Below are 24,198 nucleotides of genomic sequence, written 5' to 3' on the forward strand. Positions count from 1 at the left end.
ATTGCTGAAATATCAAGTAACAGGCGAGATTTCTCCCTTTCCTGTTACCTGCCAAATCGCTTGAATTTGTTCCAATAATCCGCGCAATTCACTTAACCGTATCATATTTGGCCCATCCGATAGGGCTTCCTCAGGACGAGGATGAACTTCCATAAAGAATCCGTCACATCCAGCAGCGGCTGCCGCTCTGGCTAACGGCGCCACAAATTCCCGTTGTCCTGAAGAGACCGTTCCTCCGCCACCAGGCAACTGCACGCTGTGAGTTGCATCAAATACCACCGGATATCCCATATTTCTCATGACGGGTAATGAGCGCATATCGACGACAAGATTTTGATAGCCGAAGCTGGCCCCTCGCTCCGTTAGGAAAATTTTTCTGGTCCCGGCGTCTTCAAGTTTATGGACAACATTAGCCATATCCCATGGAGAAAGGAATTGCCCTTTTTTTACATTGACCACCCGGCCTGATTTTGCCGCAGCAGAGAGTAAATCTGTCTGTCGACATAAAAATGCCGGAATTTGCAACACGTCCACGACTTCCGCAACCTGAGAAACGTCGTGGACTTCGTGAATATCCGTGAGGATGGGTATCCCTAATTCACAATTGATTTTCTTGAGAATTTTCAATCCTTCTGTAATGCCTAACCCCCTGAATGAAGAAACCGATGTGCGATTAGCCTTATCATAGGACGCCTTAAATATGTATGGGATACCAAGATCTTTGGCAATTTCCGCAATCGCTGCAGCTGTCTCGATGACCAACTTCTCGCTTTCGATCACGCAAGGCCCTGCAATTAAAAAATGGGGGGAACTTCCGCCAACGGAGAACGGGCCAATGTCGACTTGAGTTGGCTGAGCCATGATCATTCCTGTTCGTTAGGTACCGAATTTTTTTTGAAGCGCGGCGCCAATAAATGCCGTAAAAAGAGGATGAGGAGCACATAGTCGGGACTGAAACTCCGGATGGAACTGTGTCCCCACAAACCAGGGGTGCCCTTGTAATTCAATGATTTCTACCAGCCTTCCGTCAGGTGATGTCCCACTAATCGTCAGACCCTTTGAAGTTAAAGCTTCCAGGTACTCATTGTTGAATTCATAGCGATGGCGGTGTCGTTCACGAATCTCCGTTTGCTCGTAGGCCGCAAAGGTAAGGGTATTGGGAATTAATCGACAGGGAAATCCTCCCAATCGCATGGTTCCGCCCTTCTCTTGAATGGATCGTTGCTCAGGAAGTAGGTCAATGACCGGATATGGCGTATCAGGATTGAATTCCGAACTATTGGCATTCTGAAGTCCACCTAGACTTCTGGCAATTTCAATCACCGCACATTGCATCCCCAAGCAAATGCCAAAGAATGGAAGATTTCTATCTCTGGCATACCGGATCGTATTAATTTTCCCTTCGATCCCTCGAAGCCCAAACCCTCCTGGAATTAAGACTCCGTCCACATCAGCTAGCAGGCGTTCGGGGCCGTCCTTCTCAATGTCACCCGATTCCACCCAATGAATATGAACGGCTGTTTCATCTTGTAATCCGCCATGAGTCAAGGCTTCCGACACACTTTTATAGGATTCCCGAGATTCTACATATTTACCAACCAGTGCAATGGTAACTTCATGTCGTGGCCGCTTAATCTTCTGGACTAAAATATCCCAATCCCGAAGGTTGGGTGGCCGCGTTTCAAGATGCAGTGAACGGACAATAAGTTCATCCAATCCTTCTTTTCTCAGGATAATCGGCACTTCGTAGATGGAATCCACATCTTTGGCTGTGATGACAGAGCCTTTATCCACGTTACAAAACATGGCAATTTTATCTTTGACGCCAGGAGGGAGAAATCTGTCAGTCCGACATAACAGTATATTGGGTTGAATGCCGATTTCACGAAGCTTATTAACGGAATGTTGAGTGGGTTTGGTTTTGAGTTCTCCAGCAGTTCCAATATAGGGCACCAGGGTGAGATGAATATACAGGACGTTTTCCCTACCGACCTCATAAGGCATTTGCCGAATCGCCTCTAAAAACGGCAAACTTTCAATATCTCCGACAGTTCCGCCAATTTCCACGATCACCACATCCACGTCATGGGCCACATTAAGAATTGTCTGCTTAATGGCGTCCGTAATATGGGGGACGACCTGAACGGTCGCTCCGAGATATTCTCCTCTTCGCTCCCTTTGAATCACCGACTCATAAATCCGTCCTGTCGTACAATTATTTTCTCGATGCAACTGGACCGTGGTAAATCGTTCATAATGACCCAAGTCTAAATCTGTTTCCGCTCCATCATCGGTAACATAGACTTCCCCGTGTTGATAGGGATTCATGGTACCCGGGTCCACATTAATATAGGGGTCTAGCTTCAAAAAGGTAATAGTCATGCCACGGCTTTCTAATAAATGCCCGATGGCCGCAGATGACAAGCCTTTCCCTAATGACGAGACCACCCCACCTGTTACAAAAAGAAACTTACTCATGATTTTTTTCGGTTGGTTGTATGATGACCCACATGTCCTCCCTCTAAGACGATTTCCTCTTTCGACTCCACCATATTGCTCTATCTGTTTTCAACCCTCTGTGTTGCCCCCACCGGTCTGACTTTCGGCTCAAAGGGTTTCTTCGATAGAAGATCTTCCGCAGCCATGATATCCTCAGGAGTATCTATTCGAATAGATTCGTGTTCTGTTTCCCACACCATTATGGGAAGGCCATGCTCTAAGGCTCGCAGTTGTTCTAATTTTTCCGCATCCTCAAGATATCCCGTTGGCAACTCGGCAAATCGTAGTAGATCCGATTTCCTGAAAATATACACTCCCAAGTGCATATACGCGATATGATTATTCCCAGAAGTCATTCCATCGCGCCAACAGGGTATCGGACTTCGTGAAAAATACAGGGCTTGACCGTGGATATTGGTCACCACCTTTACGATTGACGGATTGGTTAGATCCTGAGAGGTGTGTATTTGTCGTTTCAAGGTCCCTATTCCCGTCGGAGAAGACACAAAAGGATGAATGAGATCATCAAGCAGCCCAGGGTGTTGAGGAATTTCATCGGCTTGCAAATTGACAATTACGTCATATTTTAATTGAGAAACCACTTTCGCCACCCGGTCCGTTCCTGTTCGACAGAAATCCGTTACGCGACAGACTTCTCCACCAAACTTCTTGACCTCTTCTTCGATGGATTCCTGGTCGGTGACAATCAGGATTTGCCCTACATGTGAAACCTGTTGAACCGCTTCATAGACGTGTTGGATAAGTGGCTTTCCGGCTAAGAGAGCGAGTGGTTTTCCCGGAAATCGAGATGATCCATGGCGAGCGGGAATACACAGACTGATGAGTGAGTCAGTTGTGGCCATGGAGTAATGCCTCTTGAAGTTGTGCTTGCGTCACTGTGGCAGTACCGACCATGCCCACGACAATACCGGCGGCTTGATTGGCTAAGACCGCAGCCTCAGGAAGTGAGGCTTTTGCACTCAGTGCTAAGGCAAGAGTACTGATAACGGTATCGCCTGCTCCGGTCACATCATAGACCTGTCGGGCCACAGCCGGAATGCTCCAGGAATTGCCTGTATTTTCAAAAATACTCATTCCCTCCTCTCCCCTCGTAACAACGACTGCCCGGCACTGCAAGCGTTGTTGAAGAGCAACGCCGATTTCATCAACCGGAACATCCTGGCTTGGGAGGAACCCTGCAGCCTGTTTGGCTTCGAGATGATTGGGTGTAATCACCGTCACTCCCTGGTAATAGGCCATATGTTCCACCTTCGGATCCACCACAATCGGTACGTTAAACTGAACAGCTAGGGTATGAATGGCCTTCATCAGTTCAACGGTGATCATGCCCTTCGCATAATCAGAAATCACCAGGCAGGAGGCTCCAGGAAGTCGGGAAGCCACATGTCGTATCATTTTTTTTGTCTGTTGGGACGAAATGTCATGGCGTTGCTCCACATCAAATCGAACAATTTGCTGATTGTGCGCAACCACTCTCGTTTTTTTAATTGTAGGACGACCGGAATCAACAAACACACCGGAGGTAAATGGGGACGATTGTCGGATGTCAGCAAGGAATTGTTTCCCAACATGATCCGCACCGACCACGCCACACAATTCAGCCTGCCCGCCTAATGTCAGAATATTATGATACACATTCGCTGCCCCACCCATTCGGTACGATTCAGAGTCCACATGAACAATCGGTACAGGCGCTTCAGGGGAGACACGATGCACCTTGCCCCAGACGTAATGATCTAAAATGAGATCTCCAACAACCAGAATGCGGGCGCGAGAAAAGCGTTGAATATACTGTTTGAATTTCCGAGCGGAAATCGATGGGACAACGGATAGCGATTTCATCCTTGAATCAGTACAAGGCTGAAGTTTTGGTTGGGTCAAGTGATTTTGTGCTCACTATTCAATGAGCTTTCCGATTCGTTCCCATCGGATCCAATCGGTCCAAGCTCCCTGCCCATTCCATGACCAATACACGAGAAAGGCTCTGCCTTTAATCTTATCCATTCGCACAAATCCCCAAAAACGGCTGTCCAAACTTTGGTCGCGGTTGTCACCCATCACAAAGTATGATTCGGGAGGAACGGTTAAGGGACCAAGATTATCGCGAGGATTGATACGACCATCAATAATTCCGGGATCAACTCTCTGCGTAAACCCTTCATCCAACAATGGCTGTCCATTCACGATTACGTGTTTATTTTGAATATGAATGGTATCACCGGGGAGTCCGATCACCCGCTTTATGAAATCCTTGTTTTCATCTTCAGGATAGCGGAACACAATAATATCTCCACGCGAGGGAGGATCAAAATTCATCACGATCGTCGAAGAAAAACACGTCACCGGTGGAAACGAAACCTGAAACTCACAGTCTTTCGGCAACTGAAACCCATAGGATAGCTTGGAAACAAGGATATGATCGCCAATCATCAAGGTCGGAATCATGGACCCTGATGGAATCTTAAAGGCCTGGACCACAAAGACTCGAATGGTGAGAGCCAGAACAATAGCAATGATTAAGGCCTCGGCATATTCTCGAATAATCGACTTCTTGGAAACCTCACCCTCCTGGGAACTTGAGGCAACCGAGGATTCCTCTTGAATGTTTTTTTCGGAAGATTCGGTCATTTTAGGTTGTTGTGGATCTTCTGTGGTCATCAGCGGTTCAGTTCGGATCGGTCTTTAAAATGGCCAGAAAAGCTTCCTGAGGGACTTCGACTCGTCCTAATTGTTTCATTCGTTTTTTTCCTTCTTTTTGCTTCTCCCACAATTTGCGTTTTCGGGAAATATCTCCACCATAACACTTGGCCGTCACATTTTTCTTGAGTGCGCCAATCGTTTCTCTGGCAATAATGCGTTTGCCAATCGTCGCTTGAATGACAATTTCAAACATTTGCTTGGGAATGAGTTCTTTCATTTTTTCGGCTAATTGCCGCCCCCGACTTTGAACTTTATCTTTGTGGGCGATAATGGAGAGCGCGTCCACCGTCTCACCATTCAGCAATAAATCCAATTTCACCAGATCAGACTCGCGATAGCCCAGCAATTCATAGTCTAACGAGGCATACCCTTGAGTCCGGGATTTCAATCGATCATAAAAGTCTAACACAATTTCATTGAGCGGGATTTCGTAGGTTAACATGGACCGGGTTGGATCCAGATATTGCAGCCCGATTTGAATGCCTCGACGCTCCTGGCACAGTTGAAGGACATTTCCGATATACCGCTCCGGCGTAATCATCGTGGCTTTAATATAGGGCTCTTCAATTCGTTCGATCTGCGAAGGATCCGGGAGTTTTGAGGGATTATCGATGACCAATGTTTCGCCTTTGGTGGTTAATACACGATAGACGACAGTTGGGGCGGTACTGATCAGATCCAGTCCATATTCCCGCTCCAAGCGCTCTCGAATAATTTCCATGTGGAGGAGCCCTAGAAATCCACATCGGAATCCAAATCCCAAAGCCAGGGAGGTTTCCGGTTCATAGACAAAGGAGGAATCATTCAGTTGCAACTTCTCTAGAGAATCCCGCAGATCCTCAAACTTGGCATTATCCGTCGTGTATAACCCGCAAAATACTACCGGTTTGACATCCCGGTACCCGGGAAGGGCAACGCTTGTGGGCCGCTTTGAATCCGTAATGGTATCACCAATTTTGGTGTCGGATAGCTCTTTCATTCCGGCACAAATATACCCGACTTCCCCGGGCCCCAGCCGACTTACCTTGGTTCGTTTCGGAGAAAAAACGCCCACCTCCAGGACTTCAAATTCACGTCCGGAAAACATTAATTTAATCATCATATTTGGGGTGACTTCTCCGTCCATGACTCGAAGAAGCACCACGGCTCCCTGATAATTGTCAAACCAGGAGTCAAAAATCAGGGCCTTTAGGGGTTGATCAATGGACCCGATTGGAGGCGGAATGACCTTCACCACACCTTCAAGCACCTCCTTGACCCCTCGTCCATCCTTGGCACTGACTAAAAAGGCTTCCTCACTCGACAATCCCAATACATCTCGAATTTGGACCTTTACGCCCTCCACATCCGCACTCGGTAAATCGATTTTATTAATGACGGGAATAATTACTAAATCATTCGAAATCGCCAGATAGGCATTGGCGATGGTCTGGGCCTCAACCCCCTGAGTGGCATCAATCAACAGAAGGGCTCCTTCACAGGCAGCCAGGCTCCGCGATACCTCATAAGCAAAATCGACATGGCCGGGCGTATCAATGAGATTAAATTGATAGTCTTGCCCATCCGAGCTCTTAAACCGCGTTGTGACCGCATGTGCTTTAATGGTGATCCCGCGCTCACGTTCCAGATCCATGGCGTCCAGATATTGGGCACGCGCCTCACGTGGCGACACGGCACCGGTGATTTCCAGAAACCGATCAGCAAGGGTGGATTTGCCGTGATCAATATGAGCAATAATCGAAAAATTGCGGATGTGTGTTTGAGGGAAGGCTTTACTCATTCGAAGTGACCGTGATTGTAATGTGACCCTAAAAGGTTGTCAAAAATTGATGGATTCCGCTAGGTTATTGTCTTTAACCGGACCAGAGATCAAAAAATGTCCCACACAGCATTAGAAAAAGACGATTGTGAGTACATTTGGCACCCTTTTACCCAAATGCAGGAATGGGAGGGCCAGACTCCTCTCATTATCAGACGCGGAAAAGGTTCTTATCTCTATGACATGGACGGCAATGCCTATCTTGATGCCACAGCATCGATCTGGGTCAATGTCCATGGCCATCAACATCCCCGCATTAATCAGGCCATCCGTCGGCAACTGACCCAGGTGGCTCATACGACGCTACTAGGGCTTTCCAACCCACCAGCCATTCAATTGGCGAAGGCACTTATTCGCCTGGCTCCGAAAGGCTTACGAAAAGTCTTTTATTCAGACAACGGTTCAACGGCTGTTGAAGTTGGGGCAAAGATGGCTATCCAGTACTGGCAACAATGTCCAACGCCCCAGCCACAAAAAACTCGATTTATCCATCTAGGCCTATCCTATCATGGGGATACAGTGGGAAGCGTGAGCCTCAGCGGAGTCGAACAATTCCGTAGACCTTTTTCTTCCCTCCTCTTTCCAAGCCACGCCATTGAACCACCTCACTGTTATCGATGTCCCCTTCATATGGAGTTTCCCCAATGCCAGCTTGCCTGCCTCGATTCTCTTGAAAAGCTTCTGCACACATCACATCAAGAAATTGCAGGCCTTATTCTTGAGCCCATGGTGCAAGGAGTCGCCGGGATTATTCCCTCCCCTCCAGGTTACTTGAAACGCGTTAGGGATCTATGCACGCGCTACAACATTTTATTCATTGCCGATGAGGTTGCCACCGGGTTTGGACGAACAGGTTTAATGTTTGCCTGTGAGCATGAAGAAATAACTCCGGATATTATGGCCATTGCCAAAGGATTAACGGGAGGGTATCTACCCTTGGCTGCCACGTTAACCACAGCCGCCATTTATGACGCGTTTTTGGGAGAAGGGCATGAAGGCAAAACTTTTTTCCATGGACATAGTTACGCAGGAAATCCTTTGGGCTGTGCGGCAGCTCTTGCTAACCTAAGCATTTTTAAGAGCGAACGCACACTTGCAAAGCTTCAACGAAGAATCCCAAAATTACGAAAGGCCCTGGAGTCGTTGAGCGACGATCCTTGGGTGGGCGACATCCGTCAATGTGGCTACATGGTCGGGATTGAACTGGTTCAAGATCGAGCTAATAAAAAACCGTTCCCTCCGGACGAACGCATCGGTCAGAAAATAGCCATGACTGCCAGAACTTTGGGGATGTTGATCCGTCCCATCGGCACAATTATGATTCTCATGCCTCCACTTTCCGCCAGCGTCAAGGAACTTGAGCAAATGGTATCGATTCTAAAACTCGCTATTTCAGTTGTTCGTTCATCCCGCCCATCTTTCTCAGTTCAAACCTAGATGAGTTCAACAGTTTGGCCAACGTGCAACTCACATCGGTCCACCGCTCGCCCTTGCTTCACAAAAATCTCGACATGACCATTACTATTGATTAAGGCTTCCGGGATTCCCATGGCGCCTTCTCCATAATGGGTCTTTATTCCATTAATGAGTGCATCCCCAATTTTTAAACCGGAGTATTCCTTCTTGGTGACTGATCGAAATGTTTCGATATCGGCCAGGGTGATATTCGTCATGGCATTACCAAAATGGTCGACATAGACAATACGCCCATGAAGGGCCTGCTGTTGCATACGCGGGGGATCTAGGGGAAGCGTGACATAATCATGAATGAGTCGTCCGTAAGAACCAGGAACCTGCCCCTTCGTCAACCAGGCGGCAGAGGGTGCAAACAAATCCCGGCCATCAAACGTTCCGCCCGCAGAATCTAATCGGTATTGTTTATTCTCAATCGATCGAACTTCAACCGACGTTTCCTCTTGGAGCACGTAACTCAGAACACCATTATCCGGAGCCAGGAAGAAATGTCTGGAGGTTGAAGCCAAGATTGCCCGTCGGGAACTCCCGACAGCAGGGTCCACGACCACCACATGCACCGTTCCATCTGGAAAATATTGATAACACGATTTCAAAAAAAACGCGGCCTGTTCAATCCCATGCGCCGGGATTCGATGCGTCAGATCGACGATGCGAATTTGAGAATTAATTCCGAGCATTACGCCCTTCATACTTGGGACAAAATAATCGATATCTCCAAAATCAGTGACCAATGTAACTAAGGAAATTGGGGAAGTCATGATTATAGCTCCTCAAAACAAATGGACTGGATTTGGTATTCAATAACCCCGGCAGGTCGATGCACTTCAACGATATCTCCGATCCGATGCCCAATCAGCGCACGCCCAATAGGCGATTGAACCGAAATGGAACCATTTTTGATATCGGCTTCTTCTTGTCCCACCAGGGTATAACGTTTTTCCTCCTGAGACTCTAAACTGACAATGGAGACTGTGACGCCAAACACAACCGTATCACTCTGCCCGCTGGCTATTTCCACCACTTGAGCCATGCTGAGTTTATGCTCAAGCTCAGCCATCCGTGTATCAATAAATTGCTGCTGCTCCTTGGCGGCTTTATATTCGGCATTTTCTTTGAGATCACCATGTTCACGAGCCTCGGTAATGGCCTGAATGTTTTTAGGGCGATCTTCCCGTCGCAGCCTGGCCAGTTCCGCCTGCAGTGCTTCATATCCTTTTTTTGTGATAGGAATTTTCATGAAACCACACTCCCCTTTATTAGATCCTGAAACTCGGATGGTTCATAATCCATCATCGCAGTCGGTCCTATTTGGCTTACCCGGCTGGCAATCCAGAATGATATTCCTGCAGACAGCGAACCTCTATGGATGTTTTCTTCATCGCCTCTATTCCCGATATGGCTGCTTGCGCGGCTTGAATGGTCGTAAAGTAAGGAATCCCGCCGAAGACAGCCGCTTTGCGAATTGGGGCGGAATCATCCTGGGAAGAGGCACCACCTACCGTATTTACAACTAAAGACAGCTCTTTGTTTTTGAGTAAATCCTCGATATGGGGGCGGGCTGCATTAAGTTTGTTCACCGTCACTACGGTGATCCCATGTTTCCGCAAAAAGGCCGCAGTCCCCTTAGTCGCATTCAGTGAAAATCCGAGTTGCGACAGTCGCTGCGCGATAGCAAGTGTGGCGGGTTTATCCCCATCTTTCACGCTGAGAAGAGCAGTCCCTGCCAAAGGCAAAGGCATTCCTGATGCGGCTTGAGATTTTGCAAACGCCCACCCGAAGCTTCGATCAATCCCCATGACCTCGCCCGTGGAACGCATTTCTGGACCCAATAATACATCAGAGACACCGAGTTTCGTAAATGGAAAGACGGCTTCCTTAATGGCAATGTGCGAAAAAAGCGGCGACTGCGTAAAGCCTAAGTCTTTCAAGGTTCGTCCAGCCATAACTTTCATCGCATGTTTGGCCAAGGGCACACCAATGACCTTACTTACAAAAGGGACCGTGCGAGAAGCGCGAGGATTCACCTCCAGGATATAGACCGCCCCACCCTTGACCGCATATTGGATATTCATTAAACCCGTCACCTGTAACTCCTTGGCCAAAAGAATGGTTTGGCGATTGATCGTCTCAAGAATATCGGCACCAAGGGAGTGGGCAGGTAATGAACACGCTGAATCTCCTGAATGAATGCCTGCCATTTCGACATGTTCCATGATGGCAGCCACCACGACGTCTGTCCCATCTGCAATGGCATCCACATCAACTTCTATGGCGTCTTCAAGGTAATCATCGATTAACAAGGGATGTCTTCCCAAGTCCATGTCATGCCGCTGAAGGTATTCATCCAACGCGTCAGCATCATATACGATTTGCATGGCACGCCCCCCCAATACATACGAAGGGCGTACCATGACTGGATAGCCAATATTGACGGCAATAATATGAGCTTCATGCGAGGACCGTGCGGTACCGTTTTGCGGCTGCAGGAGATTCAATTCAATCAATAGATCACTAAACCGTTTTCGATCTTCCGCGCGATCAATCGCATCGGGTTGTGTCCCCAAAATTCTTACCCCTTCTTGCTCTAACGGAACGGCCAGCTTGAGAGGCGTTTGTCCACCGAATTGTACGACGACCCCATCCGGACGTTCGGCCAGGATAATTCGCAAGACCTCTTCTTTCGTCAAGGGTTCAAAATAGAGGCGATCGGAAATGTCATAATCCGTACTGACTGTTTCCGGATTGCAATTGACCATAATGGTTTCAATGCCTTCTTCTTTTAGGGCCATGGCGGCATGCACGCAACAGTAATCAAATTCAATGCCTTGCCCAATTCGGTTCGGGCCTCCCCCTAAGATCATGATTTTTCTTTTTTGGGAAGGGCGGGATTCACAGGTTAAACCGGACGTGGAATAGAGATAAGGGGTATGTGCCTCGAATTCGGCCCCACACGTGTCGACTCTTTTAAAGACGGTGCCATAGCCGGATCCCCTGCTCTTTCGCCACTGACGAATGGTATCTTCTTCTCTCCCGATGAGTTGCCCAAGCCGTTGATCGGAAAATCCAAGGCCCTTCGCTTGTTCAAGGAGAATCAGCAGAGTATCAGGGCATCCTTTGGGGATGTCGTGTGAACGATCGGTCTTAAATTCTTCCTTGCTTTTGCGAACCCATTGGGCTTCAAATTCTACGAGTTCTTCAATTTCATGTAAAAACCAGCGATCAACCCGAGACAATTGATACAGCTCATCCACCGACATCCCTATTCGGAACCCATCAGCCAGAAACCAAAGGCGATCGGCAGTGGGGATTCGAACCTGAGATTGGAGGCGGTCATGTAGTGGATGATCCGGTCCGGCAGTGTCTTTTTTCCCATCAAGCCCGTGCAACGACATCAACCCATACCGGTCTGTTTCAAGTGACCGAATCGCCTTCTGCAAGGCTTCTTTGAAGGTGCCTCCGAGTGCCATGGCTTCTCCAACGGATTTCATATGCGTGGTCAGCACTCGATCCACCCCATCAAATTTCTCAAATGTAAACCGTGGAATTTTCACGACCACATAATCAATGGTCGGCTCAAAACAGGCTTTCGTCACTTGGGTAATATCGTTGGGAATTTCGTCCAGGGTATACCCGATGGCCAATTTCGCAGCGATTTTGGCTATCGGAAACCCCGTTGCCTTTGAGGCCAAGGCGGAACTTCTGGACACGCGAGGATTCATCTCAATAACCATCAAGGCCCCATTGTCCGGATTCAAGGAAAATTGAATATTGGACCCGCCGGTATCCACCCCGATTTCTCGAATAATACGTATCGCCGCGTCCCGCATGTGCTGATACTCTTTATCGGATAAGGTCATGGCGGGGGCCACCGTGATACTGTCACCTGTATGCACACCCATCGGATCAAAATTTTCGATGGGGCAGACAATGACCACATTATCTTTGGAGTCCCGCATCACTTCTAATTCATATTCCTTCCATCCCAGAAGAGATTGTTCCAGCAAGGCTTGTCCAACGGGACTGGTCACAAGAGCCCAATCAATGTACTTATCAAATTCTTCACGGTTATAGGCAATATTGCCCCCTGCTCCTCCCAGAGTAAATGATGGGCGGACGATAGCGGGAAATCCAATCGTTTGAAGAAGCTGTAAGGCTTCCTCTCTTGAGCGAAATGACCCGCTTGCCGCTACATTTAATCCAATACGTGCCATCGCCTGTTTGAATAATTCCCGATCTTCGGCCTTCTGGATCGATTCATAGGAAGCTCCGATAAGTTGCACTCCGTGTTTTTCCAGAATCCCTCGCTTCACTAATTCCATAGTGACATTCAGAGCGGTCTGCCCGCCCATGGTCGGAAGCAGGGCATCAGGATGCTCTCGCTCCAAAATCGCCTCCACCACTTCTGTCGTAATCGGTTCCACATAGGTTCGGTCCGCGAGATCCGGGTCGGTCATAATGGTGGCAGGATTACTATTGACGAGGATGACTTCAAAGCCTTCCTCCTTCAGTGCCCTACATGCTTGCGTTCCAGAATAGTCAAACTCACAGCCTTGACCAATGACAATCGGTCCGGAGCCTATTAATAAAATTCGATGGATGTCATTTCTTCGTGGCATGTTGGGCTCTCAGGATTTTAAATCCGATTCAGATGTCGGTTTTTTGAGCGGGGATTCAGGTACTCCAGGCGGTAATCCCTCAGGATGATAAAATTTCATGGCTTGGGGAATCCAGGCTTCAATTCGGTTAATCCGGGTCACATCCGAAGGGTGAGTGGATAAAAATTCCGGAACGGCATTTTGTGTACGAAAGCAAAATTTTCCGATCATTTTTCTCGGGCACCCGCTCATGCGTTCCCAAAACGGCACCGCTTCCCGCGGGTCATATCCGGCTTTGGCCATCAATTGCAACCCGATAAAATCGGCTTCAGTTTCCTGTTCACGGGAATTGGGAAGGGCCACACCCACCCCATAGGCACTCATAGCTCCAATAGCAAGACCTGGGTCGACGCCTCCTGCGGCGGCGCCAGCTAAAGCTCCGAGTTGACCAATTTGTTCCAGAATTCCACGACTGTATCGCTCGGCTCCATGCCGTTGCAACGCATGGGCAACTTCATGGGCCATGACGGTCGCCAGCCCGGCTTCTGTTTTTGTGTATTTCAAAATTCCGGTAAACACTGCCACTTTGCCTCCAGGCAAGGCAAAGGCATTCACTTGATCATCATCCTCAATGACGGCGAATTCCCAGACGTATTCCGGTTTATTGGCTCCCTTGGCAATGCGTTGCCCCACACGGTTCACCATTAACGTCACTTCCGGATCTCTGCTTAATGGTGCCGACTTCAGGACCTCGCGAAATGCCGTAAGTCCCAGGGCAATTTCCTTTTCCTCCGAAATATAAATTAATTGATCTCTAGCTGTTCCTGGAGCCTTTTGACAAGCTACGCTCAGCAATAGAAGCGCACACACCGTACTCGCCACCAGGCATTGAAATCGGTTTCCAGAAACGGGTGGATCGTTGGTCATAGGCAAAACATTCCTCAAATCAGCAAACAGCAAACTTTACGGCATCCACATGTACAGCATTTGTGGTGTCCCTCCCGTCAATACCTTGAAAAGAGAATGCGTATCGACTTGGGGAAACCTGATAGGCTCAATCTGAGGAGGATCGAATTGCGAGTAGATATTCTGTTGAGTTCCCCCTCCCCTGGTATAGGTCACGACTTTGGCCGCTTCCAATTTCGCTTCTTTTTTGGCCAGATCGAGAGCCTCATCCAGATACCCGATGTTATCCACAAGGCCCTGGTCTCTGGCGATATCGGCGGTAAAAATCCGGCCATCGGCTAACGTACGAATGTGCTCCTTGCTCAATCCGGGTCTTCCCTCTTCAACCACCGCAAGGAACTGCTCATACAAATGATCAATCGCCCCTTGAAATATTGCCCGCTCTTCATCATTCATCGGCCGAAACGGAGAACCCATAGCTTTCTTCGGACCCGAAACTATCGCGGCTGGTTGAACCCCCACTTTTTCCAACAGACCTTCGGCATTCATTGTCACCATAATAACCCCGATACTTCCGGTGATAGTCGAGGGATGGGCAAAAATATGGTCAGCCGCCATCGCGATGTAATAACCGCCGGAAGTACCCAAATCCATTATAGAGGCAATGACCGGTACTGAGCGTTTTTTCTTAAAGACTTTCAGCTCATGATAGACCAAATCTGATGCGGTGACCGATCCTCCTGGAGTATTGATTCGAAGGACGATGGCTTTGACGTGTTCATCCTTTTCAGCTTTGGTCAATTCCTCTTTGATTCGTGCGGGAAGACTGGGTTCCTCCAAGATACCCGATGATTTGCCTGTTGTGAGCATGCCAGAGATATCAATCAACAATACCTTATCCTCTCCTTCACCAGACAGAGTGACTTCATGGAGTTTTCCTCCACCGGGAAGCAGATCGATGTGAATGCACCCGCTGACCAAAAATAGAATAAGAATCAGGAAGCCACGAGTCATTATCATTATCCACGGCCTTTCATCATTTCCAAAAATTGTCCAAATACATACGATGAGTCATGGGGGCCTGGAGAGGCTTCAGGGTGATACTGAATAGAAAGAATCGGACTCTCTATTCCCGCCATTCCTTCACAACACCCATCATTCACACTTCGATGCGTAATTTCCATCCGTCCAACGGCAGAGTCAAATTGTTGAGACTTCAACGTCGTACACCCATCTTCCTTGTGAGGAAGGCCAACGGCAAAATTATGGTTTTGCGAGGTAATTTCAATCTTTCTGGTGCGAAGATCCATGACTGGATGATTGGCCCCATGATGCCCAAATGTGAGTTTATGTGTGTGCAATCCCAAGGATAATCCCAATACTTGGTGCCCCAAGCAAATCCCCAGCAACGGTTTCCAGCCCAAGAGCTGCTTGACGGTTTCTATCGCATAGGGAACCCCTTCGGGGTCTCCTGGTCCATTGGATAAAACGATTCCATCTGGATGCAGCCGACGGATTTCCTCGGCTGTCGTCGAAGCTGGCACAACTCGAACCTGACATCCCAGATCCACAAGGCTTCGTAAAATATTCTGTTTCACGCCAAAATCCATGACCACCAGTTTCAAAGGTGTCTGAGCGATGTCCTGAGGAACAATTGATGATTTACCACGAGGCGAGTCCATCACGATGGATCGCTCGGTCCATTCGTAAGCCTCCGAACAGGTGACCTCTCTAACCAAATCACGTCCAATCAGGGAGGGAACGGCCTTAGCCTTTTGCCGTAAGGCATCGTCATCGGAACTTAAATGGGAAATGACTCCCATTTGTGAGCCGTGATCACGGACATGACAGGTCAGGGCTCTGGTGTCTATCCCTTGAATCGCCACAATACGATGCTCGATTAAGTATTCCTCGAAGGATTGCCTGCTCCGCCAATTACTCCGACAACTGGCTGCTTCACGCACAATAAACCCTTCCGCCCAGACGCGATGGGACTCATTATCCTCCGGGGTGACCCCATAATTCCCGATTTGGGTGGAGGTCATCAGGACGATCTGCCCTTTATATGAAGGGTCGGTTAAAATTTCTTGATACCCCGTCATGGCAGTATTAAATACCACTTCTCCAAGGGTTTCGCCTTCGAATCCGAGGGCACGTCCTCGGAATATGGTTCCATCGGCTAACGCTAAAACTGCGGGCTTCATGGTCTTTCCTTTATCATCTTCTCATTTCCGTCGTACGACCAAGAGTAATTATGATCGAGCAGCCATGGAGTGGAAAAAGAGAATTTTCCGAACCTTGACAATAAACAGTGAGGCCGCCAGACCAAAATTCACCAAGTGACAACCTCGCACAATCATATGAAGGCGAAAAAATTTCGCATAGGCAATATCTTTATCCTCTTTCGAGATCGCCGCAAATGCCTCTTCCTGTAAAGCCATGGCTTGGGGACCAAGGACCACAAGAATGCTAAACGTTATGAGAGCCATTCCAGCCAGAAGCCACCATTCCACTGAAGGGACGGCAAACATCTCGGAGGGATTTTTGCCAAATGCCAGGAATCGAATCCCGGCCACCACACTCAACAAAAGCAAAATCCAAACATTCATCAAGACAAAACCATCAAAAACTCTCCGTAAAAAATGCCCAGCCGGTTCCATCCCGAAGGAATTAAATACAGCCGGAATCACCAACCCAATTATGACAACCAAACCGCCAACCCATAAGATTAAGGCGCATAGTTCAAAAAGAAAACCCACTACCCCCCAATTGATCCGCTTCATACGCATGAATTAACGGGCATCATAGACAATCTTGCCATCAACCAATGTCATCTTCACTTTTCCCTTCACTTTCCAACCCCCAAATGGCGTATTCTGACTTTTTGATAAAAATTTGTTGGGATCCACCACCCACTCTTCCTGAGGATCAAACACCACGATATCCGCATAGTCACCTGGTCGAATGCTTCCAACAGGCAGATGAAAGAGCTGAGCAGGAGATCTGGTCAACTTCTCAAGTGCCTGCTCAAGTGATAATACCCCCTCATGCACTAAGCGGAGGGTTAAGGGAAGAGCGGTCTCAAATCCCACGATCCCAAACGGCGCCGTATCAAATTCCAATTGTTTTTCTTGAAGAGCATGGGGGGCATGATCGGTGGCAATGACATCAATGGTGCCATCAACTAATCCTTGCTTAAGCGCTTGAACGTCTTCATCCGTTCGCAGTGGTGGATTCATTTTAGCATTGGAATTATAACAGCGAACGGCTTCTTCAGTAATGGAAAAGTGATGAGGACAGACTTCTGCGCTCACCGGTAACCCCTGTCCTTTGGCATGACGGACCAGTTCCACCGAACGGGCGGTGCTCAAATGGGCCAAATGCACATGGACTCCCGTAAGATCTGCCAGAGCCAGGTTCCGAGCCACCATCACCTCCTCTGAGGCATCGGGAATCCCAGGCATCCCGAGTTCGGTCGACACCATGCCCTCGTTCATACATCCGCCATCGGTTAAGTGCAGGTCTTCGCAATGGTCCACAACAGGAATTCCAAAAGCCTTGGCATACTCCAGCGCTCGTCGCATGACCAAACTATTCATCACGGGCCGTCCATCATCCGAAATGGCTACACAGCCGGCCTCCACCAACTCACCAATATCCGCAAGTTCTTCTCCTTCGGATTTTTTGGTGATTGCACCGATCGGGAACACTCGTGCTTTACCGGCCTTTTGTCCTTGGGCCAACATAAATTTGGTAATGGCCGCGTTATCATTCACGGGCTGCGTATTCGGCATACAACAAATAGTCGTAAACCCTCCGGCCGCAGCTGAGGTTGCTCCTGTCGAGATGGTTTCCTTGTATTCAAAGCCGGGTTCCCGTAAGTGGCAATGCAGATCGACAAGGCCAGGAGCCACAATCCATCCATTGGCCTCAAAAATGGTGATCGATGAATCCTGACTAAGGGGGTTCGTCAGTGGAAAACCGACTTCAAGAATGTTTCCATCTTGAATGAGTACATCTGCACGTCCATTCACGTGGCCAGGGTCAATCACGATTCCCCCTTGAATACACAGGAGATGAGAAGTGGTGGGATGTTGTCCGGTCTTTTTGGTCATGTTGTCCGATCATTCGTTAAGGGTTGAGCGTTCACCAGATCCTGACAATAAATACATAAGGGCCATTCGCACAGACACCCCATTGGTCACTTGATCCAGAATTACCGCGACCTTGCTATCAGCGACGGAAGGCGAAATTTCCACGCCACGGTTCAGAGGACCGGGATGCATCACAATGGCATCCTGTTTGGCGAGCTTGAGTCTTTCTGGGGTCAAACAAAACAGTTTGGCATATTCCCGAAGGCTGGGAAGTAACGCCTGCCCCAACCGCTCACGTTGCAAGCGTAGCATGATAATCACATCCGCTCCGATTAATGCCTCATCTAGGTTGTAAAAGACGGTCACACCGAAATGTTCGAGGCCGATGGGGATCATGGTTGGTGGTGCCACGACTCTCACCTCCGCCCCGAGTTTGGTCAGAGCAAGAATATTGGAGCGAGCCACGCGGCTATGTGCAATATCGCCAACAATTACTACCATGAGCCCCGAGATGCGACCTTTTTTTTCTTTTATGGTAAAGACATCCAAAAGTGCCTGAGTGGGGTGTTCATGCCACCCATCTCCCGCATTAATCACCGATGATTTGACCGAACGCGCAAGGTTTTCTGCGGCACCAGGAGATGGATGGCGCAGCACAATAATATCTGCCTGCATGGCTTCAATATTTCTGGCGGTATCGACTAAGGTTTCGCCTTTCACCATACTGCTGGTAGAAGGCGAAAAATTAATGACATCGGCACTCAAACGTTTAGCGGCCAATTCAAAAGACGTTCGCGTACGGGTACTGGGCTCAAAAAACAAATTCACCACTGTTTTCCCACGCAAAGCGGGAACTTTTTTAATATCCCTCCCCCCAACTTCTTTCAGGGATTCGGCTGTCGTCAGAATCAGTTGAATCTGCTCGGCTGATAAGGCCGCAATAGTTAATAAATCTTTGCGTTCTAAACCCATAATTACGGTGTTAAAATGGATACCCGATCGTCCTGTCCTAATTCCTCAAAAAAGACCTGGACGTTTTCTTCCCTGGCAGTCGGAATGCTTTTCCCGACATAATTCGCACGAATGGGAAGCTGTCGATGCCCACGATCGACAAGCACAGCCAATTGAATTTCTGCAGGCCGCCCCAAATCCATCAACCCGTCTAAGGCGGCCCGAATAGTTCGTCCCGTAAACAGCACGTCATCGACCAGCACAATTTTCAAATTGGATATATGGAAGGGAATTGTCGTTTTTCGTATTTCCGGCTGATCTTTTCGAATGGAGAGATCGTCACGGTACAACGTGATATCCAACTCTCCAAGAGGCACGTCCCGTTTTTCGATTTGCTGGATTCTGGCCGCAAGTCTTTGGGCGAGAAATACTCCGCCTGTGCGGATCCCCACCAAAGCTAACCCTTCAATACCTTTGTTCCGCTCAAGAATCTCATGACTAATGCGCGTTAAGGTTCTGGACATTTCCTGACCATCCATTAAGAGACGTTCGTGGGGTCGTGGAGAAGTGTTCATCTTAATGGACCGCTATCACGCCTCATCAGGACAAAAAAAACCCTTCTCAGAAGAACATGAGAAGGGAACACATGAAATGGCCAATTAGTGGCCGGCATCTCTTTTTCTCCTTACCCACCTCACCGGATGGGTTTTAAAGGTTTCCCCATACTATTCGCGAAAGGTTCCGCTGTCAAGATCGGAAAAGGCATGTTCATCCAGAGGAGCAACCAACATTTAAAATATTATGGTAGGGATCCTTGAAACAAATTCGGAGCAGGATTGTGAATAATCCAGGCTGTCAGTTCAGGATTCAACCATCCATGGGGAAGAATCGTTTGGTGAATCCGGAAGGGAGGCAAAGTAGATCCTGCGGCGGAATGGAGAATCTGAAGCCCTTGGCTCCGGAGGTACCCTTCTAGAACAGGGGGACCGGCCACGCACCCGACACTACCCTCAGAAAGAGAAGTCTTTAAAAACTTCACCCAAGAGTCGATCATCGTGTGATTGGAATAATCTGAAAAGGGAATCCAGAGAAAAATCCAATCATATCTGGTCGGCAATGTTTCCAACATGTGCCGCTCAAAGGGTAAAAATTGAAAATTTGGGAACCACGCCAACCGATCCATCCTGGAAAGCCTATTCCAAATAGATTGGGCATGTTTTTGCGCAAAATGTGGCCACTTGTACCAAACCGTATGAATTTGAAATTCCTGGTATTGAAGACACGAACCCAATCCTGCTTCGCAAAGTGAAAGCAAGACCTCTGTGGCGTTAGATCTGGCGCGAAAGAGGTCTTGGTGTTCTTCAAGAAAATCATCTAGAAAATCAAAAACAAAAGGTTGGCTTTCTTGTTCGCCAATCATTTCAGACTTCTGTGGATAGAGGAGGACAGAGGAGAAGGCTTCCACGGGAGTAAGTAGCGGCATCCTCATGGGGAAGGCGTCCCGCCAGGTGCCCTCGAGCGGTTGACAAGAAACCGAATGGTTAAGCTTGGATAGCTGCCAGGATGGTCTAATGGTCAATTTCTTTCGTTCGCGGCCGTCAATCAACCATAAACCCTCGGTCGTGACTTCCACTCCCCGATTGTCGGAAACCGGAAGACCTGATTCGGGTATTCGGTTAAACGATAGGCCAGAGGGATCATCCCACCATGTGACTTTTTGAACCATCTGGTTTCGGACCGTGACGCAAAGATGCTGTTCCTCATCCATATACCGAACTGGGAAGGCAGACGCTGGAAGCCAGTGGACTTCATGCGACCGTTCAACATCCAAAAACACTTCCAGCGGGGATTGGCGGGAAGAAACGGAAGGGGTAAAAAAGAGGCTGAAGAGTCTGAACGCTGCTTCGGAGGGATATACCGGAATACCGCTGTAGTGCAAGGGAAGTGCCCCGTTGATGTTTTGATCGTCGTAGAGACCTCGGATGAATTCGAAGGTCGCACTACCGGTTCCCGGCAACAGGGATAAAAACAATTCCACCACTGGCAGGTAATCTATTCGACTCCATTCCATCCGGCTCATACATGACATGAACTTTGCTTCTTCAAACGATCCATTTGGCAAGACATAAAAGGCGTCTTTAACCTGGCGAATCGTGGCTTGCCCGTCACCATGAAGGACGACATCCTCATCACGATAAAAAAAACGGACCATCGCCAGGTCGGAATTCAAGGATCGGGCTGCCATCTGACGCAGGTCGTCCTGCGTGATCCGTTCCCAACCTTGCCTCCGAGATAAATCCAGGGAAATGGTATTGACCAATCCTTCCGGTTTAATCCCGACCCATTGTCCCCAATCCAATCGTAGACGGGCAGATGCCAGGGAGAACCCACCCGATGGCTTTTGTTCCCACAAACATTCATGGAGGGGATTTCCATCTGGATCTACCAGAAGAATCCGTTGCCCATGCTTGCCATAGAACACACAATGACCAGTGGTTTGCTCTATGATCTGTCCACCAGCCGACTTCCATTCCTGTCTATAGATCTGATTGGCAGAAAAGCGTAGGGCTTGTGGATGATCCAATATGCTTTGAAGGTTCATGATGAGGAATGAGAAATGTCAAAAGGCAGATCGTCTCTGAGGACAAAGATCCAAAACGGGATCATTGTGAGAGAAATTGTTGGGACCACGGCATCGAACCGATCGGGCTCTTACTCCCGGATTTGACCGGAACCGTAAACAACGTATTTGGAACAGGTTAAATCCTCTAACCCCATGGGCCCACGAGCATGGATACGGGTTGTGCTAATCCCAATTTCGGCCCCTAACCCAAACTCATAGCCATCGTTCAAGCGCGTCGAGGCATTGATCATCACGGTACTGGAATCCACCTCTCGCAAAAATCGTAAAGCCCGATCATAGTCATTAGTCAGAATAGAGTCCGTATGGCGGGAACCGTATTGATGTATGTGATCCATGGCGCTCTCTATGTCCTTCACCACTTTGATCGCCACAATTAAGGATAAAAACTCTTTCCCGAAATCGTCATCCTGGGCGGGCTTGGCCTGAGAAAGGATCTGACAGGTTTTCGGACATCCACGTATTTCGACCCCTGCCTCAATATACTCATCGGCCAACGGTGGCAAGATTTTCTTAGCCACTTTCTCATGAACCAAAAGTGTTTCCATGCTGTTACAGGTGGAGGAACGTTGAACTTTCGCATTAAAACTGACTCGTTGGGCCATGGCCAGATCCACATCCGAATCTACATAAATATGGCAAACCCCTTTGTCGTGCTTAATCACCGGGATGGTGGCATGCTGAGTGACCGTGTCCATTAGCGTATTCCCACCGCGAGGAATGATGAGATCAACAAACCGGTGGCTTTTGAGTAGAGCAAGAACAACCTCACGGTCAGTCTTGTCGATAAAGGTAATCGCTCCTTCTGGAATTCCTGCCTTTTGGGCCGCCTCCCCCAGAATGGTCGCAAGAGCCAAATTGGAATGGTGTGCCTCGGACCCCCCACGTAGGACGCAGACATTGCCGGATTTGAGACAGAGAGCAGCCGCATCAGCGGTCACATTGGGACGAGATTCATAGATAATCCCGATCACCCCAATCGGCACACGCACTCGACCGACTCTCATTCCATTGGGTCGTTGCCAGAGCCCCATCGATTCGCCAACCGGATCCCGCAATTGCGCAATCTCGCGAATGTGTAATGCCATATCGGCAATCCTGGATTGTGTTAGGCGAAGCCGATCCGCCATGGCAGTTTGTGAGGAATTTTCTTCGAATGCTGAAAGATCTTTTTGGTTGGCCTCAAGAATGGCTTCCTCTCCAGTCTCTAAGGCATCAGCCATGGCCATTAACGCTGCATTCTTTTTCATGGCAATCAACCCACTCAATGGGCGGGCAGCCTGTTTGGCTCGTTGAAGTAAGGGTTTCAGGTATTCCTCTGGGGAGATTTCTTCTTCCGCTGAAACTTCAATATCATTTTGAGATTCATCTGTTGGCATAGTCTTATGTTTTTCCATGGTAGAAGCCTGTGGCGGATAAACGAGGTGACAATATTATGAGCGGAACAGGGTTGAGAATACCTGGCAGTTCCAAAAACCGTCAAGGAAGTGAGGTTTGGAGTGGATGTTCAAATGTTTCGTCCTGAATCAACATTAAAATTTATGCAATCATAGATCATAGAGTTGGCTTTGAGCAGCTCATAGATTCAACTGTTAACCTACCTCACCACTTCTGAAGCCTCTGCCGAATTTGCTATCAAGAGTTGACGCTCCTTTAGGCAGGAAAACCGGAAAACGCTCATTTTTCGAAATCAGTCCCGAGCCTATCCCAGTCCCGGTATAAGTAGACAAGAAACGGTTTCCTGAAATGCGTACCTACAGCTAAAGCACAATGAATGGTGCAGGATATGAGCATCGACTTGAAACCCGGAGGCAGATGGTAGATCAATACATACAACCCATTTCTATGATAAAATATCTTTTGACTCCGAAAGGGGAAGGGATGTCATCATGGTAAAAGGAAAAGTAGCCCATCTTTCGTTCCCGGCACTCACATTCATTTCGTTCAGTTTATGTCTTTTTCTCTTCCCATTGGAAAGTTCGATGCTTGAGGCAGCTCTGAATGCCAATGAAGACGTGTTGTCCGCTGGGGATCTGATACCAACGGACAATACGACCATAAAAAAGCCTATTGACGTAAGAAAGCCACAAGGTTGGGAGAAAAGGTTATTGGGAGAAACATATTCTCAAAATACTTTTCAAAATAACCGATTTCAATCGCAAAATAGCTCTCTGCTTCACCTGAAATCCCCAGGAAAACTGCCAGGCATCGAATTAGGAGTCGAAATGCATAGCATTAAGGCTTTTGAATCCATTATCCCCTCAGAGAATTTACCAAAAGGTCTGGATCCCAAGCAGGATAAACCTCTTCTTCTTCCTCCCTCCATCAGTAGTCCGGATTACAATGGAGGATTCATCCGGTTCACCTGGTAGTGAAATTGCTTCACCTCACCAACATAAGTCTCCGGATAACCCGAAAGCAAAGTCAGAATGGCCTAAAAAAAGCAGCTCCTAGGAATTCTCCAAAACAGGAAAAAGTTGCGGAACTGATTGGAAA

20 protein-coding genes are annotated in these 24,198 nt (G+C 48.3%); 2 read left to right on the forward strand and 18 right to left on the reverse strand.

The features are described 5' to 3' along the window. Nucleotides 1-12: 12 nt before the first annotated feature. The 6 genes from kdsA to lepA form a co-directional block, all read right to left on the reverse strand. Entirely contained in the window at nucleotides 13-861 is an 849-nt protein-coding gene (gene kdsA / locus ACWHYD_RS09825) for a 3-deoxy-8-phosphooctulonate synthase (protein ID WP_447965716.1), read from the reverse strand. 15 nt (nucleotides 862-876) lie between these two features. Beyond that, the gene (locus ACWHYD_RS09830; RefSeq protein WP_447965717.1) at nucleotides 877-2,478 is read right to left on the reverse strand and encodes a CTP synthase; all 1,602 of its coding nucleotides are present in this window, start codon (nucleotides 2,476-2,478) and stop codon (nucleotides 877-879) included. 80 nt (nucleotides 2,479-2,558) lie between these two features. Then, nucleotides 2,559-3,362 carry a 3-deoxy-manno-octulosonate cytidylyltransferase gene (gene kdsB, locus ACWHYD_RS09835; protein ID WP_447965718.1) on the reverse strand — a complete coding sequence of 268 codons (804 nt, stop codon included), beginning with the start codon at nucleotides 3,360-3,362 and terminating at the stop codon, nucleotides 2,559-2,561. Continuing rightward, the gene (rfaE1, locus tag ACWHYD_RS09840) at nucleotides 3,349-4,362 is read right to left on the reverse strand and encodes a D-glycero-beta-D-manno-heptose-7-phosphate kinase (RefSeq protein WP_447965719.1); all 1,014 of its coding nucleotides are present in this window, start codon (nucleotides 4,360-4,362) and stop codon (nucleotides 3,349-3,351) included. Before rfaE1 ends, kdsB begins: the two co-directional genes overlap by 14 nt. Before the next feature lie 54 nt (nucleotides 4,363-4,416). Beyond that, entirely contained in the window at nucleotides 4,417-5,178 is a 762-nt protein-coding gene (lepB, locus tag ACWHYD_RS09845) for a signal peptidase I (protein WP_447965720.1), read from the reverse strand. Between the two features lie 7 nt (nucleotides 5,179-5,185). Further along, nucleotides 5,186-7,000 carry a translation elongation factor 4 gene (gene lepA / locus ACWHYD_RS09850; RefSeq protein ID WP_447965721.1) on the reverse strand — a complete coding sequence of 605 codons (1,815 nt, stop codon included), beginning with the start codon at nucleotides 6,998-7,000 and terminating at the stop codon, nucleotides 5,186-5,188. Between the two features lie 96 nt (nucleotides 7,001-7,096). Here lepA and bioA point away from each other — a divergent pair, with 96 nt between their 5' ends. Continuing rightward, entirely contained in the window at nucleotides 7,097-8,476 is a 1,380-nt protein-coding gene (bioA, locus tag ACWHYD_RS09855; RefSeq protein WP_447965722.1) for an adenosylmethionine--8-amino-7-oxononanoate transaminase, read from the forward strand. Here bioA and ACWHYD_RS09860 read toward each other — a convergent pair. From ACWHYD_RS09860 to ACWHYD_RS09915, 12 genes are all read right to left on the reverse strand, one after another. Beyond that, nucleotides 8,473-9,273, reverse strand: a complete 801-nt coding sequence (locus tag ACWHYD_RS09860) for an SAM hydrolase/SAM-dependent halogenase family protein (protein WP_447965723.1) — start codon at nucleotides 9,271-9,273, stop codon at nucleotides 8,473-8,475. The genes bioA and ACWHYD_RS09860 overlap by 4 nt on opposite strands. Before the next feature lie 2 nt (nucleotides 9,274-9,275). Continuing rightward, complete coding sequence (gene greA / locus ACWHYD_RS09865) at nucleotides 9,276-9,752, reverse strand: transcription elongation factor GreA (RefSeq protein ID WP_447965724.1); 477 nt, start codon at nucleotides 9,750-9,752, stop codon at nucleotides 9,276-9,278. 76 nt (nucleotides 9,753-9,828) lie between these two features. Next, nucleotides 9,829-13,131 carry a carbamoyl-phosphate synthase large subunit gene (gene carB / locus ACWHYD_RS09870; RefSeq protein ID WP_447965725.1) on the reverse strand — a complete coding sequence of 1,101 codons (3,303 nt, stop codon included), beginning with the start codon at nucleotides 13,129-13,131 and terminating at the stop codon, nucleotides 9,829-9,831. Between the two features lie 9 nt (nucleotides 13,132-13,140). After that, a complete protein-coding gene (locus ACWHYD_RS09875) occupies nucleotides 13,141-14,037 on the reverse strand; it encodes a M48 family metallopeptidase (RefSeq protein WP_447965726.1) in 897 nt (298 codons plus the stop codon). A 36-nt stretch (nucleotides 14,038-14,073) separates the two neighbouring features. Further along, nucleotides 14,074-15,030, reverse strand: coding sequence for a signal peptide peptidase SppA (sppA, locus tag ACWHYD_RS09880; protein ID WP_447965727.1), 957 nt, complete (start codon nucleotides 15,028-15,030; stop codon nucleotides 14,074-14,076). A 5-nt stretch (nucleotides 15,031-15,035) separates the two neighbouring features. Beyond that, nucleotides 15,036-16,220: a glutamine-hydrolyzing carbamoyl-phosphate synthase small subunit gene (gene carA / locus ACWHYD_RS09885; protein ID WP_447965728.1), complete on the reverse strand. Its 1,185-nt coding sequence runs from the start codon at nucleotides 16,218-16,220 to the stop codon at nucleotides 15,036-15,038. Between the two features lie 48 nt (nucleotides 16,221-16,268). Continuing rightward, nucleotides 16,269-16,805 carry a DUF4149 domain-containing protein gene (locus tag ACWHYD_RS09890; RefSeq protein WP_447965729.1) on the reverse strand — a complete coding sequence of 179 codons (537 nt, stop codon included), beginning with the start codon at nucleotides 16,803-16,805 and terminating at the stop codon, nucleotides 16,269-16,271. A 3-nt stretch (nucleotides 16,806-16,808) separates the two neighbouring features. Beyond that, nucleotides 16,809-18,131 carry a dihydroorotase gene (locus ACWHYD_RS09895; RefSeq protein ID WP_447965730.1) on the reverse strand — a complete coding sequence of 441 codons (1,323 nt, stop codon included), beginning with the start codon at nucleotides 18,129-18,131 and terminating at the stop codon, nucleotides 16,809-16,811. Between the two features lie 9 nt (nucleotides 18,132-18,140). Beyond that, complete coding sequence (locus tag ACWHYD_RS09900; RefSeq protein ID WP_447965731.1) at nucleotides 18,141-19,082, reverse strand: aspartate carbamoyltransferase catalytic subunit; 942 nt, start codon at nucleotides 19,080-19,082, stop codon at nucleotides 18,141-18,143. A gap of 2 nt (nucleotides 19,083-19,084) precedes the next feature. Further along, nucleotides 19,085-19,636, reverse strand: a complete 552-nt coding sequence (gene pyrR, locus ACWHYD_RS09905; protein WP_447965732.1) for a bifunctional pyr operon transcriptional regulator/uracil phosphoribosyltransferase PyrR — start codon at nucleotides 19,634-19,636, stop codon at nucleotides 19,085-19,087. A 224-nt stretch (nucleotides 19,637-19,860) separates the two neighbouring features. Beyond that, nucleotides 19,861-21,663, reverse strand: a complete 1,803-nt coding sequence (locus ACWHYD_RS09910; protein ID WP_447965733.1) for a hypothetical protein — start codon at nucleotides 21,661-21,663, stop codon at nucleotides 19,861-19,863. Between the two features lie 110 nt (nucleotides 21,664-21,773). Continuing rightward, on the reverse strand, nucleotides 21,774-23,030 hold the full coding sequence (locus tag ACWHYD_RS09915; RefSeq protein ID WP_447965854.1) for a glutamate-5-semialdehyde dehydrogenase: 1,257 nt from the start codon (nucleotides 23,028-23,030) through the stop codon (nucleotides 21,774-21,776). 654 nt (nucleotides 23,031-23,684) lie between these two features. On the opposite strand from ACWHYD_RS09915, the gene ACWHYD_RS09920 reads away from it, so the two are divergent. Beyond that, entirely contained in the window at nucleotides 23,685-24,074 is a 390-nt protein-coding gene (locus tag ACWHYD_RS09920; RefSeq protein WP_447965734.1) for a hypothetical protein, read from the forward strand. The last annotated feature ends 124 nt before the right edge of the window (nucleotides 24,075-24,198 follow it).

This window comes from Nitrospira sp. Ecomares 2.1 (assembly GCF_965152585.1).

Excerpts from the sequence above, each read along its gene's own strand:
- kdsA (WP_447965716.1), bottom strand. The coding sequence starts at position 861 with ATGGCTCAGCCAACTCAAGTCGACATTGGCCCGTTCTCCGTTGGCGGA.
- ACWHYD_RS09830 (WP_447965717.1), bottom strand. The coding sequence starts at position 2,478 with ATGAGTAAGTTTCTTTTTGTAACAGGTGGGGTGGTCTCGTCATTAGGG.
- kdsB (WP_447965718.1), bottom strand. The coding sequence starts at position 3,362 with ATGGCCACAACTGACTCACTCATCAGTCTGTGTATTCCCGCTCGCCAT.
- rfaE1 (WP_447965719.1), bottom strand. The coding sequence starts at position 4,362 with ATGAAATCGCTATCCGTTGTCCCATCGATTTCCGCTCGGAAATTCAAA.
- lepB (WP_447965720.1), bottom strand. The coding sequence starts at position 5,178 with ATGACCACAGAAGATCCACAACAACCTAAAATGACCGAATCTTCCGAA.
- lepA (WP_447965721.1), bottom strand. The coding sequence starts at position 7,000 with ATGAGTAAAGCCTTCCCTCAAACACACATCCGCAATTTTTCGATTATT.
- bioA (WP_447965722.1), top strand. The coding sequence starts at position 7,097 with ATGTCCCACACAGCATTAGAAAAAGACGATTGTGAGTACATTTGGCAC.
- ACWHYD_RS09860 (WP_447965723.1), bottom strand. The coding sequence starts at position 9,273 with ATGACTTCCCCAATTTCCTTAGTTACATTGGTCACTGATTTTGGAGAT.
- greA (WP_447965724.1), bottom strand. The coding sequence starts at position 9,752 with ATGAAAATTCCTATCACAAAAAAAGGATATGAAGCACTGCAGGCGGAA.
- carB (WP_447965725.1), bottom strand. The coding sequence starts at position 13,131 with ATGCCACGAAGAAATGACATCCATCGAATTTTATTAATAGGCTCCGGA.
- ACWHYD_RS09875 (WP_447965726.1), bottom strand. The coding sequence starts at position 14,037 with ATGACCAACGATCCACCCGTTTCTGGAAACCGATTTCAATGCCTGGTG.
- sppA (WP_447965727.1), bottom strand. The coding sequence starts at position 15,030 with ATGACTCGTGGCTTCCTGATTCTTATTCTATTTTTGGTCAGCGGGTGC.
- carA (WP_447965728.1), bottom strand. The coding sequence starts at position 16,220 with ATGAAGCCCGCAGTTTTAGCGTTAGCCGATGGAACCATATTCCGAGGA.
- ACWHYD_RS09890 (WP_447965729.1), bottom strand. The coding sequence starts at position 16,805 with ATGCGTATGAAGCGGATCAATTGGGGGGTAGTGGGTTTTCTTTTTGAA.
- ACWHYD_RS09895 (WP_447965730.1), bottom strand. The coding sequence starts at position 18,131 with ATGACCAAAAAGACCGGACAACATCCCACCACTTCTCATCTCCTGTGT.
- ACWHYD_RS09900 (WP_447965731.1), bottom strand. The coding sequence starts at position 19,082 with ATGGGTTTAGAACGCAAAGATTTATTAACTATTGCGGCCTTATCAGCC.
- pyrR (WP_447965732.1), bottom strand. The coding sequence starts at position 19,636 with ATGAACACTTCTCCACGACCCCACGAACGTCTCTTAATGGATGGTCAG.
- ACWHYD_RS09910 (WP_447965733.1), bottom strand. The coding sequence starts at position 21,663 with ATGAACCTTCAAAGCATATTGGATCATCCACAAGCCCTACGCTTTTCT.
- ACWHYD_RS09920 (WP_447965734.1), top strand. The coding sequence starts at position 23,685 with ATGCTTGAGGCAGCTCTGAATGCCAATGAAGACGTGTTGTCCGCTGGG.